Raw genomic sequence first — 12312 nt, 5'->3', positions numbered from 1 at the left:
GTTAGCCATAGAGCATCCTTCTCGTCACTCACCGGCACCAAACTCGACGGTGCCGGATGGGGGAGCGGTGGCCACTATCTGCTCCAGCAGCGCGCCGGCGGCCCTGGGCAGGTAGCGGCGGGGGTCCCAGAACACGCCGACGGTCCTGCCCTGCGACAGCGTGCCGACCTCGGTGACCACCACGCCGGCGGTGTCGGACACGGTCATCGCCAGCCTGTTGGTGATGCCCACGCCCAGCCCGGTGCGCACGAAGTTGACCAGGGTCTGCGGCTGGTCGGTCTGCCAGGCGATCGTGGCGGGCGTCCCGCACTGCTTGAGCGCCGCGTGCGCCTCGTACATCACCTCCCGGTGGGAGCCGCCGATGGTCACCAGGCGGTGCTTGACCAGCTCGGACAGCTCCAGCGGTGCCGGAAGCCCGGCCAGCGGGTGGTCCGGGGGACAGACGGCCACCAGGGGCTCGCGCCACAGCGGGCGACACGCCAGCCCGTCGGTGTCCTCGCGCGGCGCGAGCGGGCGCAGCGCCAGGTGCACGCGCCCGGAGCCGAGCGCCTCGGACAGGTCCAGGCTGGGGCGCTCGGTGAGGTCGACGCCGACGTCCGGGTACCGCGCGCTGAACCCGCTCAGCACGGTGGGAACGAAGGCGGCGCTGGCGCTCGGGTAGCTGCCGAGCACGACGTGGCCCCTGACCACGCCGAGCACGGCGTCCACCTCGTTCTGCCCGCGCGCCAGGCCGGCCAGCACCTCGCGGGCGTGCGGCAGGAACGCCTCGCCGGCGTCGGTCAGCAGCACCGGGCGGTGGCTGCGGTCGAACAGGCGCGCGCCGAGCGCCTGCTCCAGCGAGGCGACGTGCGAGCTGACCCGGGACTGGGAGCGGTGCACGGCGTCCGCGGCCGCGCTGAAGCCACCGCTGTCGACGACGGCGACGAACGTCTCCAGCCAGTCCAGGTGCTCCACCCGTCCCACGCGCGTCACGTTATCCGTTTCGCGGATGGGAGCTAGCCGGGGAAGGCGATTGACCCGGATCGACCCGGCTGACCATCATCGGGAACCCGCTTCTGTCAATGCCGACCGGAGTCGACTGGAGCCGTGCCGATGTCGCGTCGTCGTATCCGGATCGCGGTGCTGTCCGCCGTTCTCCTGCTCGTCCTGGCCGGCTGCGGTTCCAGATCGCGCGCGGCGGGGGACACCCGGTGCGACCTGGCGCCGAACTATCCCCGGGGCACCGTCGAGCTGATCGTGCCGTGGGCGGCCGGCGGCGGCACCGACAGCGTGGCCCGGTTCATCGGCAGCCAGCTCGCCGAGAAGCTCCACACGCAGGTCAACGTGGTGAACAGGACGGGGGGCGGCGGCGCGGTCGGGCACAGCGCGATCGCGGGCGCGCGCCCGGACGGCTCCACGATCGGCCTGGCCACCGTCGAGATCACCATGATGCACTGGCAGGGCCTCACCGACCTGTCGTACCGACAGCTCACCCCGATCGGCATGGTCAACTCCGACCCGGCCGGCGTCACCGTGCGCGCGGACGCGCCCTGGACGGGCATCGCGGCCCTGCTCGACCACGCCAGGGCGAACCCGGGGGCGACCACCGCGTCGGGCACCGGCCGGGGCGGGATCTGGGACCTGGCCAGGGCGGGGCTGCTGCTCAAGACCGGCCTCGCGCCGGACGCGATCCGGTGGGTGCCCAGCGAGGGCGCGGCGCCGGCGCTGCAGGAGCTGGTGGCGGGCGGCATCACCGTCTCCACCGCCAGCCTGGCCGAGAACCAGACGATGATCCGGGCCGGCCGGGCCAAGGCCATCGCCGTGATGAGCGAGCAGCGCGACCCCAAGTTCCCGGACGTGCCCACGCTGCGCGAGCAGGGCATCGACTTCACCATGGCGGCCTGGCGCGGCATCGCCGGGCCGGCCCGGATGCCGGAGAACGTGGTGAACGAGCTGAGCTGCCACCTGGACGAGATCGCGCACGGCCCCGCCTATCAGGAGTTCCTCGCCAAGACCGGGTTCGGGCTCGCCTGGCGCAACGCCAAGGACTTCGGCGCCTACCTGGCCGAGCAGGACGCCCAGAAGGGCGAGATCATGAAGGCCGCTGGTCTCGGCTCGTGAGCCAGGAGTCTGGGCACGCCGACCTGGTGGCAGGGCTGCTGGCCGCCGCGCTCGGGGCCGGCGTCCTGGTCATGGTGCAGGGCTTCCCCGAGCTGCCGGCCGGGCAGCCGGGTCCGGCGCTGTTCCCTGGCATCGTGGGCGCCCTGCTGGTGCTCTTCGGGCTGGTCCTCACCGGGCGGTCCGCGCTGACCTTCCGCCGGGCCGCGTCCGAAAGCCCCGCCGTGGTCAGCTCCCCGCGAGGACGTCTCAACGCGCTGGCCGTGCTGGGGGCCGTCGCCGGTTACCTCGCGCTGGCCGAGACGCTCGGCTTCGTGCTGACCATGGCCCCGCTGTTGTTCCTGCTCATGTGGCGGCTCGGCACCCGCCCCCTGGTGGCGGCCGGCGCCTCCGTGCTCACCACCGGCGTCATCTGGGTGCTGTTCCAGCACGTGTTGCTGGTGCCGCTTCCTATTGGGCTCGTGGGGTAGCGACCGATGCTGGACAACCTCGGCACCGCGCTCGGCATGCTCGCCGACCCGACGTTGCCGCTGGCGGTGCTCGCGTCGGCGGTGTACGGGCTGTTCATCGGGGCCATCCCGGGGCTGACCGCGACGCTGGCCACGGCGCTGTTGGTGCCGTTCGCGTTCTTCCTCGAACCGCTGCCGGCCATCGCGTCGATCATCACCATGTCCGCGATGGCCATCTTCGCGGGCGACCTGCCCTCGGCGCTGGTCCGGATGCCGGGCACCCCGGCGAGCGCGGCGTACACCGAGGACGCCTACCGGCTCACCCAGTCCGGACACGGCGCCCGGGTGCTGGGCGTCGGGCTGGTCGGCTCGGCCATCGGCGGCATCGCGGGCGCCGTGGTGCTGATGGCCGCCGCGCCCGCGCTCGCCGAGTTCGCGCTGCGGTTCACCTCCTACGAGTACTTCTGGGTGGCCGTCCTCGGCCTCACCGCCTCGGTGATCATCTCGCAGGGCTCGCAGGTCAAGGGCGCGCTGTCGCTGCTGCTCGGGGTGCTGCTCTCGACCGTCGGGATCGACGTCGCGCTGGGCTACGCGCGGTTCACCTTCGGCAGCACGTCGCTGCTGCAGGGGATCAGCTTCATCCCGGCGATGATCGGCCTGTTCGGGCTGTCCGAGGTGCTGCGCAACGTGCTGCACCCGGCCGGGCGCCCGGACGCGGCCCGGATCCGCACCCGGGGCATGTTCCGGGACACCGCGCGCACCCTCTGGCGCTACCGCAAGGGGGTGGCCAGCGGCAACGCGATCGGCGCCGCCGTCGGGGCGCTGCCGGGGGCCGGGGGAGACATCGCCGCCTGGGTCTCCTACGCGGCGACGAAGAACGCCTCCCGGGAGGGCCACCTGTTCGGCAGGGGTCAGGGGCACATCGAGCCGGTCGTCTCCGCCGGCTCGGCCAACAACGCCGCGCTGGCCTCGGCGTACGTGCCCACCCTGGTCTTCGGGATCCCGGGCGACACGATCACCGCGATCCTGATCGGGGTTCTCCTGGTCAAGGGCGTACAGCCGGGGCCGGAGCTGTTCACCTCGCAGTCCGCGCTGCTGTACGGCATCTACCTGATCTTCATCGTGGCGAACCTGCTGATGCTGCCGCTGGGCTACCTGGCGGTCCGGGCCAGCGGGCTGCTGCTGCGGGTGCGCTCCGCCGTGCTGATGCCGATCATCGTCGCGTTCTGCGTCGTCGGGGCGTTCGCGATCAACAACGGCCAGCTGGAGATCGTCGTCATGCTCCTGTTCGGGGTGCTCGGCTACCTCATGGAGCGAACCGGGTTCCCGCTCGCCCCGGTCGTGCTCGGGCTGGTGCTCGGGCCGATCGTCGAGAAGAACTTCATGCAGAGCGTCATCAAGACCGACTGGGACCTCACGCAGTTCTTCACCAGGCCGATCAGCGCCACCCTGATGGTGATCACGCTGCTGGTGCTGCTCTACCCGGCCCTGCGCGGGCTCGTCCCGCGACGACGGACCGCCGATCCGTAAACCAGCAAGGGAGCTGGACATGTCCACCACGCCCGGGTACGACCGGACCGACCCGTACACCCTCACCGAGGAGGGGATCAAGGACCCGCCGGTGGGCTGGCGGGCCAGCTTCCGCTACCTCGGACCCGGGTTGATCCTCAGCGCGTCCATCGTCGGCTCCGGCGAGCTCATCGCGACCACCGTGCTCGGCGCCCAGGTCGGGTTCACGCTGCTCTGGCTGGTCGTGTTCAGCACGTTCGTGAAGGTCGCCGTGCAGGTGGAGCTGGCCCGCTGGACGATCGCCACCGGGCAACCCGCGCTCACCGGCTACAACCGGGTGCCGCCCACGGTCGGCGGGGTGGGCTGGGTGAACGTGCTGTGGACGCTGCTGGCGCTGTCCAAGCTGCTGCAGGCCGGCGGCATCATCGGCGGCACGGCGGTGGCCTTCAGCATCCTGCTGCCGATCGGCGGGGACCCGCTCGGCTCCACCTCGATCGTCGCCTGGACCGTGTTCCTCGCCGCGGGCAGCATCGCGCTGCTGTACTCCAACAGGTACTCGCTGATCGAGCGCGGCGCGTTCCTGCTCGTCGTCGTCTTCACCTTCGTCACGGTCCTGATCGCGCTCGGGCTGCCGCTCACCCCGTTCCCGTACGGCGCCGGCGACCTGGCCAGCGGGATGACCTTCCTCATCCCGGCCGGGGCGGTCGGCGCGGCGGTCGCGATGTTCGGCATCACCGGTGTCGGCGCCGACGAGGTCACCTTCTACACCTACTGGTGCATCGAGAAGGGCTACGCGCGCTGGGCCGGGCCGAACGACGGCAGCGAGGCCTGGCGGCGCCGGGCCAACGGCTGGATCAAGGTCATGTACAAGGACGCGCTGGTGTCCTGGGTCATCTACACGTTCGGCACGCTGGCCTTCTATCTCATGGGCGCGGCGGTGCTGCACCCGCAGCGCCTGGTGCCCCAGGGCAACGGGATGATCACCACGCTGTCCCGCATCTACACCGACACGCTCGGCGGCTGGGCGAGCGTGGTGTTCCTGATCGGCGCGATCGCCGTGCTCGGCTCGACCATGTGGGCGGCCATTCCGAGCTGGTCGCGGATGTACGTGAACCTGCTGGCCACCCTCGGCGTGCTGGACTGGCAGGACCCGGTCGTGCGGATGCGCTGGATCCGGGTGTTCACCGTCGCCCTGCCGATCGTCTGGGCGATCGCGTACCTGGCCATCCAGTCCCCGGTGCTCATGGTCCAGATCGGCGGGGTGATGACCGGGATCTTCCTGGTCGCCGTGGTCGCCGCCGTGTGGTACCTGCGGCGGGCCGAGACCGACCCCGGGCTCTACGGGGGGCGGGTCTTCAACGCCCTGCTGGTCGTGAGCAGCATCGCCATCGGGCTGCTCGGCATCTACACGCTCCTGCAGGTCTTCGGGGTCAAGATCGGCTGAGCGGAGCCATGCTCGTGTGCACAAGTCGCTCACGACAAGCATGGCCAGTGAGGCATATCCTCATGCGATGAACCCCGCGCGGCTGCTCGACGGCCGGTTGAAGCTCCGGCACCTGGTGCTGGTCACCACGATCGCCGAGCAGGGCAGCGTGGTCCGCGCCGCCGAGCAGCTGCACATCACCCAGCCGGTGGTGACGCGGGGCCTGCGCGACCTGGAGGCCATCCTGGGCGTCGAGCTGTTCGAGCGCGGGCCGCGCGGGGTGTCGCCCACGCTGGTCGGGGAGGCGTTCCTGGAGCACGCGCGCGCCGTGCTGGCCCAGATCCGCCAGGCGGGCCAGCACGTGACGGAGCTGAACGAGGGCCACGTCGGCACCGTCACGGTGGGCACCCATCTCGCCGGGTCGAACCTGCTGCTGCCCAAGGCGATCCTGAGCCTCAAGCGCGAGCGCCCCAGGGTCACCGTGGTGGTGAAGGAGGCCACGCCCGACGTGCTGGCCGCCGACCTGCTGGCCGGGCGCATCGACCTCATGGTCGGGCGGCTGCGGCCGGGGGAGGACGGCGGCCAGATGGCGCAGATCCGGCTGTACCAGGAGCCGATCCGGCTGGTCACCCGCGCCGGGCACCCGGCGCAGGCGCTGCCCGAGCCGTCGCTGGGGGAGCTGCTCGGCTACCCGTGGGTGCTGCCGGTCAGCCAGACCGCGCTGCGACACGAGCTGGAGGAGGTCTTCTTCGCCGACGGGCTGCCGCTGCCGCGCGACCGGGTGGAGTGCACGTCCATCCTGACCCTGCTGCACCTGCTGCTGGACAGCGACCTGATCGCGGCGCTGCCGATGTTGATCGCCGAGGAGGACGACCGGCTGACCACGCTGCCGACCGCGCTGCGCTCGGTGCACCGCCTGGTCGGGGTGACGGTGCCCAGGGACCGAGCGCCGAGCCCGAGCACCAGGCTGCTGCTCGAACACCTCCGACAGGCCGCCTCGGAGATCCGCGAACGCCTCACCGACCGCCCCACGCCCGCCGACGTCGATGCCGGGACGCTGGTCAACGCCGTGGTATACCAATCTGGTGACGCGTGAACCGGGTCAGCCCTCGCTGCCCCCGCTGGGCCGCTCGACGACCCGGTCGGACCTCGTCGCGGCGTCCCTCAAGACCGCGATCCTGTCCGGTGAGCTGAAGCCGGACGAGGTGCTCGTGGAGCGCCGGATCGCCGAGCTGCTGGGCGTCTCCAAGACCCCGGTTCGGGAGGCGCTGATCTCGCTGACCTCGACCGGGCTGCTCACCTCGACCCGCAACAGGGGCATCGCCGTGCGGCGGCTCGGGGCCGAGGACGTGCGGCGGATCTACGAGATGCGGATGCTGCTGGAACCGTGGGCGACGGCCCGGGCGGCCTCGGACGGTGGATTCGACCCCACCGAGGCGCGGCGAGCGCTGGACGACGCGGCGCGGTTCGTCGAGGCCGACGACCAGGTCCGGCTCAGCCTGGCGAACCGGGGGTTCCACCGCGCCCTGTACTCGACCTGCCCGAACGATATGGTCGTCTCGGCGCTCGACGACCTGCAGGACCTCACCGCGCTCGGCACCGTGAGCCTGCTCTGGGAGCAGTGGCCCACCTGGCGCCGCGAGCTGGACGAGCACCGCGAGATCCTGCGCGCCGTCGAGCGGCGCCGCCCCGACGAGGCCGAGGACCTGCTGCGCCGGCACATCGGGCGTTCCATCACGCGGCTGACCACCGCCGAGCCGAGTTCCTCGGCCGAGCTCGCGCCGAGCGGCTCGGTCGCGGGCCTCGACACTCACCGGTCGCTGGTCGACCGGCGGTAGTCCCGCAACGTGGACTCGTCCGGCGGATAGGTGCCCCGCAGCGGCGCGCCGGCGTCCACCCGGGCGAGGATGAACTCCTCGAGCCGGTCCTGCTCCACGGCGGCCGCCGCCACCTCGTCGGCGAGATGGCGTGGCACGCAGATCACGCCGTCGTCGTCGGAGACCATGATGTCGCCCGGATACACCGCGACCTCGGCGCAGCCGATGGGCACGTCGATGTCGACGGCGTGGTGCTGGGCCAGGTTCGTGGTGGCGGACACACCGGCCGCGAACGTCGGCAGGTCGAGCGCGGCGAACCCGTGGCTGTCCCGGACCGCCCCGTCGGTGACGATCCCGGCGCAGCCCCTGCGCATCAGGCGGGTCGCCAGGATGTGCCCGAGGGACGCCGCCCGGGTCCTGCCCCGGCAGTCGATCACCAGCACGGCGCCCGGGGCGACCGACTCCACGGCGCGGCGCTGCGGGTGGTCGTAGTCCTGGTAGACGGCGAGTACGTCAAGGTCCTCGCGGGCGGGGATGTAGCGCAGCGTGAACGCCTCGCCCACCATCCGGGTGCGTCCGGGGTTCAGCGCCGTCAGCCCGGACAGGTACGTGTTGCGCAGCCCGCGCGCCATCAGCTGGGTGGTCAGCGTCGCGGTGCTCGCGGCACCGAGCGCGCGCAGGGTGCCGGGCGCCAGCGGCGGATGGGTCGTCATCGCGGGATCCCTCTCGTCGGGAGTACCTCATCGCCGTGCGGCGTGGTATACCAGCGTACTGGCGCACCATCGGACCTCGACAACGGCGACGAGGAGAGTCATGGGCGAGCGGGAGTCCACCGGCACCACGCCACGGCGCGCGGCCAGCGATCCACCGGCCGAGAACTTCCTCGCCTACCTGAAGGCTTTCGGTCCGGGCATCGTGGTGGCGCTGAGCTGGGTCGGCACCGGCGACCTGATCGACAACTCGGTGGCCGGAGGCAACTACGGATACGCCCTGCTCTGGGTGCTGCCGCTGTCGCTGGTGTTCCGGTTCGTGTTCGTCAACGCGCTGGGCAAGTACCCGCTCTACAACGCGCGACGGGATCCGAGCATCGTGCGCGGCATCGCGCGGGTGCACCCGGCGTTCGGGTGGCTCATGCTCGTCTCGTTCGTCATCTACACGCACATCCTGCTGGCGTTCAGCCTGAGCGGGGTGGGGGTGGCGCTGGCGGGCCTGTTCGGCGGGCTGCCGTCGTTCTGGTGGGCGGTGGTCGGTGCGCTGTCGGTCTTCGCGGTCACGCTCAGGGGCGCGTACCGGGTGATCGAGCGCATCTTCAAGGCGGTGCTGGTGATCATGGTGGTCACCTTCGTGGTGGGCATCGCGCTGGTCGGGATCCGCTGGGGCGAGCTGGCCAAGGGCTTCGCCTTCGAGCTGCCCGCCCAACAGGGCATCTTCGACTCCGGCCTGGTCGCCTCCAGCCTGGTGTTGGCCACGCTCGGCTCCATGGCCAACCTGTTCTACCCGGAGTTCCTTCGTGAGAAGGGCTGGACGACCCCGGCACACCGCAAGGTCCAGCGTTACGACCTGCTGTTCGGCACGGTCGTCGTGCTGTTCCTCGCGGTGGCCGTGTGGGCCATCGGGGCCGAGGTGCTGTTCGGCAGGCAAGGCGTCAGCGAGGCAGGCGACATCGCCGGCGCCCTGGGCACGGCGGTGGGGCCGGTCGGGCCGTACATCTTCTACCTCGGCCTGCTCGGGGCGGCCTGGACCACCGTGGCCGGGTCGCTGTTCGCGCTGAGCACGATGGTGGTGGAGTCGCTGCACGTGGTGCGGCCTCGGCGGGCCGAGCGTTACCCGGAGGGCGGCGCCGGGCGGGACCCCGTCTATCGGTGGATGATCGTCTGGGGACTGGCCGCCGTGGTGTGGTCGCTGCCCCAGGCGCCGGGCTTCGTGGCGCTGGTGGTCGTCTCGCACGTGCTCACGTCGCCGTTCCTGCTGCTGATCGTGATCGCCCTGATCGTGCTGCTGAACCGGCGGGACATCATGGCCGAGTACGTGAACGGCTGGAAGGAGAACCTCGGCCTCGGGCTGGTGGCGCTGTTCGTCGCGGTGGCGGCGGTGCAGGGCATCGGCAAGGCTGTCGCGGAGATCTTCTGACGAGGGGAGACCGGCCGTGACCACAGTCGCCCACGCGGTCGTCGACGTGCTCGCCGAGGCCGGCGCCCGGCGGTGCTACACGGTCCCGGGCGAGTCGTTCCTGTCCGTGATCGACCAGATCGCCGCGCACGACCGGCTGCGGCTGATCTCGGTGCGGCACGAGTCGGGCGCCTCCTTCATGGCCGACGCCGACGCGCGGCTGACAGGCGTCCCGGCGGTGGCGCTGGCCAGCCGCGGGCCCGGAGCCGCCAACCTGGCCATCGGCGTGCACACCGCGCGGCAGGACTCCACCCCCATGATCGTGCTGTTGGGCCAGGTCGACTCCTCGGTGCGTGGCCGGGAGGCGTTCCAGGAGGTCGACCTCACCGCGTTCTACGGCCCGATCACCAAGTGGGCGGTCACCGCCGAGCGTGCCGAGGACATGCCCGAGCTGGTCGCTCGCGGCTGGCGGATCGCGACCACCGGGCGCCCCGGCCCCGTCGCCATCGCGGTGCCCAGCGACTTCTCCGGCGCCCCGTTGTCGGACGGGGCGGTACGGGGCAGCGTCTCGCCGACACCTTCCCCGACCGGCGGCTCGGCCGTCGAGTCGCTGGCCTCGCGGCTGCTGGACGCCGGCCGCCCCGTCGCTGTGCTCGGCGAGGGGGCACGGCCGGCCGGCGCGGCGCTGACGCGGATGGCCGAGCGGTTCGGTCTCGGCGTGTGCACCTCGTTCCGGCGCCAGGACGCCTTCCCGGTCGATCATGCGCAGTTCGTGGGCCACCTCGGCCTCTCCGTCCCGGACGAGACCTTCCGCGCCGTGCACGACACCGACCTGCTGCTGGTGATCGGCACCAGGCTGGACGAGATCACCACGCAGCGGTACCGGCTTCCCCGTGCCGGTTGCCCGGTGGTGCACGTGGGCCGCTACGGAGCGCCGGACTCGGAGAACCACGACTGGCTCGACGCCGACCCCGTCGAGGTGGTCGACGCCCTGGCCTCGTGGCCGGGCCCGGCGCGCGCCGTGGACTGGCGCTCGGCGCACGCGGCCGCCGACGCGTGGTCGCTGCCCGATGCGGTGGGCCAGCCACCCGCCGGCGACGGCGTACATCCCGCTCGGGTGGTCACCGCGCTGCACGCCGTTCTCCCCCCGGACGCCGTCGTCACCAGCGACGCGGGCAACTTCTCGTCCTTCCTGCACAGGTACTGGCGCTTCCCGCCGACGACCCGGCAGCTCGCACCGGTGAACGGGGCGATGGGATACGCGGTGCCGGCGGCGGTGGCCGCGAAGCTGGCCGCGCCGCACCGCGCCGTCGTCGCGGTGGTGGGGGACGGCGGAGCCCTGATGACCGGGCAGGAGATCGAGGTCGCCGCGCGTCACGGCGCGCCGATCGTGGTGGTGGTCATGCAGAACGGGCTGTACGGAACCATCGCCATGCACCAGGCCCGCGACCTCGGCCGCACGGCCGCCGTGGACATCGGGGCGGTCGACCTCGTGTCCTGGGCGGCCGGGCTGGGCGCGGCCGGCTATCAGGTCTGCGATGCCGGCGACCTCCACGCCGTGCTCCGCGACGCGCTTGCCCAGCCGCGACCGGCGGTGGTGGCCGTCCGCACCGAGCCGGACGTCATCTCGCCGACCGCACGGCTGGACCAACTGCTGGCCCGGCATCGCCATTGACGACCCGCGCGCTCAGTCGGGCAGCCGGGGCATCTCGTAACCCTGGTCCTTCCCGAGCAGCACGCCCCTGGTCACCGCCGAGGAGCCGAACCTGCCCTTGACCCGGTCGACCGCGATGTCCAGCGCCATCGGCGGGCCGTCGAACGGCAGCGTGAGCTGGACGGTCTCGTCGTCGCCCAGGTTGGCGACCGCGATCCCGACCAGCGTCAGCCCGCGCCGCTCGATCATCGGCGTTGCCGCCGCCAGCAGGGTTCGCGCGGTGGCCAGGATGGTCTCGGTGTGCGCGGTCGGGCCGGCCAGGGTGTGCGAGCGCGTGACGCGGGCGAAGTCGTCGAACCGCAGCCGCAGCACCACGGTGCGCCCCACCCGCCCGGCCGCGCGCATCCGCCGGGTCACCCTGTCCACCAGCCCGACGAGCACCGCGTCGACGGCCTCCGGCGACAGCCGCGAGCGGCCGAGCGCGCGCTGCGAGCCGATGGAGCCGCGCCGGCGCCCGGGCTGCACGGGCCTCGGGTCACGGTTGTTGGCCAGCGCGTGCAGGTGCCGCCCCGCGGCCCGCCCGAGCAGCGAGACCAGCGTCGACTCGCTCAGCTCGGCGACCTCGGCAACGGTGGTGATGCCCCAGCCGTGCAGCTTCTCGGCGGTGACCCGGCCGACGCCCCACAGCATCTCCACCGGCAGCGGGTGCAGGAACGCCAGCTCGCGCTCGGGCGGCACCACCAGCAGCCCGTCCGGCTTGGCGACCCGGCTGGCCACCTTGGCCAGGAACTTGGTCCGCGCCACGCCGACGGTGATCGGCAGCCCGACCTCCTCGGCGACCCGGCGCCGCAGCCGTTCCGCGATGTCGGCCGGCGCGCCCCGGATCCGCCGCAGGCCGCCCACGGCGAGGAAGGCCTCGTCGATGGACAGCGCCTCGACCAGCGGCGTGGTGTCGTGGAACACCTCGAACACCGCCCGGCTGGCCTCGGTGTACGCCGACATCCTCGGTGGCACCACGATCGCCATCGGGCACAGCCGGCGGGCCTGCGCGCCGCCCATCGCGGTCCGCACCCCGTAGGCCTTCGCCTGGTAGCTGGCCGCGAGCACCACCCCGCCGCCGACGATCACCGGGCGGCCCCGCAGGCGCGGGTCGTCCCGCTGCTCGACCGAGGCGTAGAACGAGTCCAGGTCGGCATGCAGGATGTCCGCGTCGCCCGACACGAACATATGTTCGCATGCGGCACCGACACTTGA

At 72.2% G+C, this 12312-nt stretch carries 11 protein-coding genes; 8 read left to right on the top strand and 3 right to left on the bottom strand.

The annotated features are described in order from the left end of the window. Positions 1–24: 24 nt before the first annotated feature. Positions 25–963, bottom strand: a complete 939-nt coding sequence (locus N912_RS0103855; RefSeq protein WP_064745148.1) for a LysR family transcriptional regulator — start codon at positions 961–963, stop codon at positions 25–27. Between the two features lie 129 nt (positions 964–1092). Between N912_RS0103855 and N912_RS0103850 the strand changes: the two genes are divergently transcribed. The 6 genes from N912_RS0103850 (at position 1093) to N912_RS49300 (ending at position 7316) form a co-directional block, all read left to right on the top strand. Beyond that, a complete protein-coding gene (locus N912_RS0103850; protein ID WP_037062754.1) occupies positions 1093–2100 on the top strand; it encodes a tripartite tricarboxylate transporter substrate binding protein in 1008 nt (335 codons plus the stop codon). After that, entirely contained in the window at positions 2097–2567 is a 471-nt protein-coding gene (locus N912_RS0103845) for a tripartite tricarboxylate transporter TctB family protein (RefSeq protein WP_028921389.1), read from the top strand. The genes N912_RS0103850 and N912_RS0103845 overlap by 4 nt, the downstream gene beginning before the upstream one ends. A gap of 6 nt (positions 2568–2573) precedes the next feature. Further along, a complete protein-coding gene (locus tag N912_RS0103840) occupies positions 2574–4076 on the top strand; it encodes a tripartite tricarboxylate transporter permease (RefSeq protein ID WP_037062752.1) in 1503 nt (500 codons plus the stop codon). Positions 4077–4095: 19 nt separating this feature from the next. Beyond that, entirely contained in the window at positions 4096–5499 is a 1404-nt protein-coding gene (locus N912_RS0103835) for an Nramp family divalent metal transporter (RefSeq protein WP_028921387.1), read from the top strand. A gap of 67 nt (positions 5500–5566) precedes the next feature. Next, positions 5567–6574 (top strand): LysR substrate-binding domain-containing protein, encoded by a 1008-nt coding sequence (locus N912_RS49305; RefSeq protein ID WP_084210561.1) that lies wholly within the window; start codon positions 5567–5569, stop codon positions 6572–6574. Next, the gene (locus N912_RS49300; protein WP_051579565.1) at positions 6564–7316 is read left to right on the top strand and encodes a GntR family transcriptional regulator; all 753 of its coding nucleotides are present in this window, start codon (positions 6564–6566) and stop codon (positions 7314–7316) included. The genes N912_RS49305 and N912_RS49300 overlap by 11 nt, the downstream gene beginning before the upstream one ends. Here N912_RS49300 and N912_RS0103820 read toward each other — a convergent pair. Continuing rightward, positions 7289–8008 carry a ribonuclease activity regulator RraA gene (locus tag N912_RS0103820; protein ID WP_028921386.1) on the bottom strand — a complete coding sequence of 240 codons (720 nt, stop codon included), beginning with the start codon at positions 8006–8008 and terminating at the stop codon, positions 7289–7291. The two genes, N912_RS49300 and N912_RS0103820, sit on opposite strands and share 28 nt — an antisense overlap. A 100-nt stretch (positions 8009–8108) precedes the next feature. Between N912_RS0103820 and N912_RS0103815 the strand changes: the two genes are divergently transcribed. Both N912_RS0103815 and N912_RS0103810 read left to right on the top strand, forming a co-directional pair. After that, positions 8109–9425 carry an Nramp family divalent metal transporter gene (locus N912_RS0103815; RefSeq protein WP_028921385.1) on the top strand — a complete coding sequence of 439 codons (1317 nt, stop codon included), beginning with the start codon at positions 8109–8111 and terminating at the stop codon, positions 9423–9425. A 16-nt stretch (positions 9426–9441) separates the two neighbouring features. Further along, positions 9442–11079: a thiamine pyrophosphate-dependent enzyme gene (locus N912_RS0103810; RefSeq protein ID WP_211261120.1), complete on the top strand. Its 1638-nt coding sequence runs from the start codon at positions 9442–9444 to the stop codon at positions 11077–11079. Between the two features lie 12 nt (positions 11080–11091). Here N912_RS0103810 and dinB read toward each other — a convergent pair whose 3' ends face one another. Continuing rightward, a complete protein-coding gene (dinB, locus tag N912_RS0103805; protein WP_028921383.1) occupies positions 11092–12285 on the bottom strand; it encodes a DNA polymerase IV in 1194 nt (397 codons plus the stop codon). Positions 12286–12312 lie beyond the last annotated feature (27 nt).

The organism is Actinospineispora acaciae DSM 45401, assembly GCF_000620785.1.
Taxonomy (GTDB): domain Bacteria; phylum Actinomycetota; class Actinomycetes; order Mycobacteriales; family Pseudonocardiaceae; genus Pseudonocardia; species Pseudonocardia acaciae.
The sequence above is the reverse complement of the archived record's forward strand: the minus strand, read 5'-3'. Positions and strand labels throughout refer to the sequence as shown.

Excerpts from the sequence above, each read along its gene's own strand:
- N912_RS0103850 (WP_037062754.1), top strand. The coding sequence starts at position 1,093 with ATGTCGCGTCGTCGTATCCGGATCGCGGTGCTGTCCGCCGTTCTCCTG.
- N912_RS0103840 (WP_037062752.1), top strand. The coding sequence starts at position 2,574 with ATGCTGGACAACCTCGGCACCGCGCTCGGCATGCTCGCCGACCCGACG.
- N912_RS0103835 (WP_028921387.1), top strand. The coding sequence starts at position 4,096 with ATGTCCACCACGCCCGGGTACGACCGGACCGACCCGTACACCCTCACC.
- N912_RS49305 (WP_084210561.1), top strand. The coding sequence starts at position 5,567 with ATGAACCCCGCGCGGCTGCTCGACGGCCGGTTGAAGCTCCGGCACCTG.
- N912_RS0103820 (WP_028921386.1), bottom strand. The coding sequence starts at position 8,008 with ATGACGACCCATCCGCCGCTGGCGCCCGGCACCCTGCGCGCGCTCGGT.
- N912_RS0103815 (WP_028921385.1), top strand. The coding sequence starts at position 8,109 with ATGGGCGAGCGGGAGTCCACCGGCACCACGCCACGGCGCGCGGCCAGC.
- dinB (WP_028921383.1), bottom strand. The coding sequence starts at position 12,285 with ATGTTCGTGTCGGGCGACGCGGACATCCTGCATGCCGACCTGGACTCG.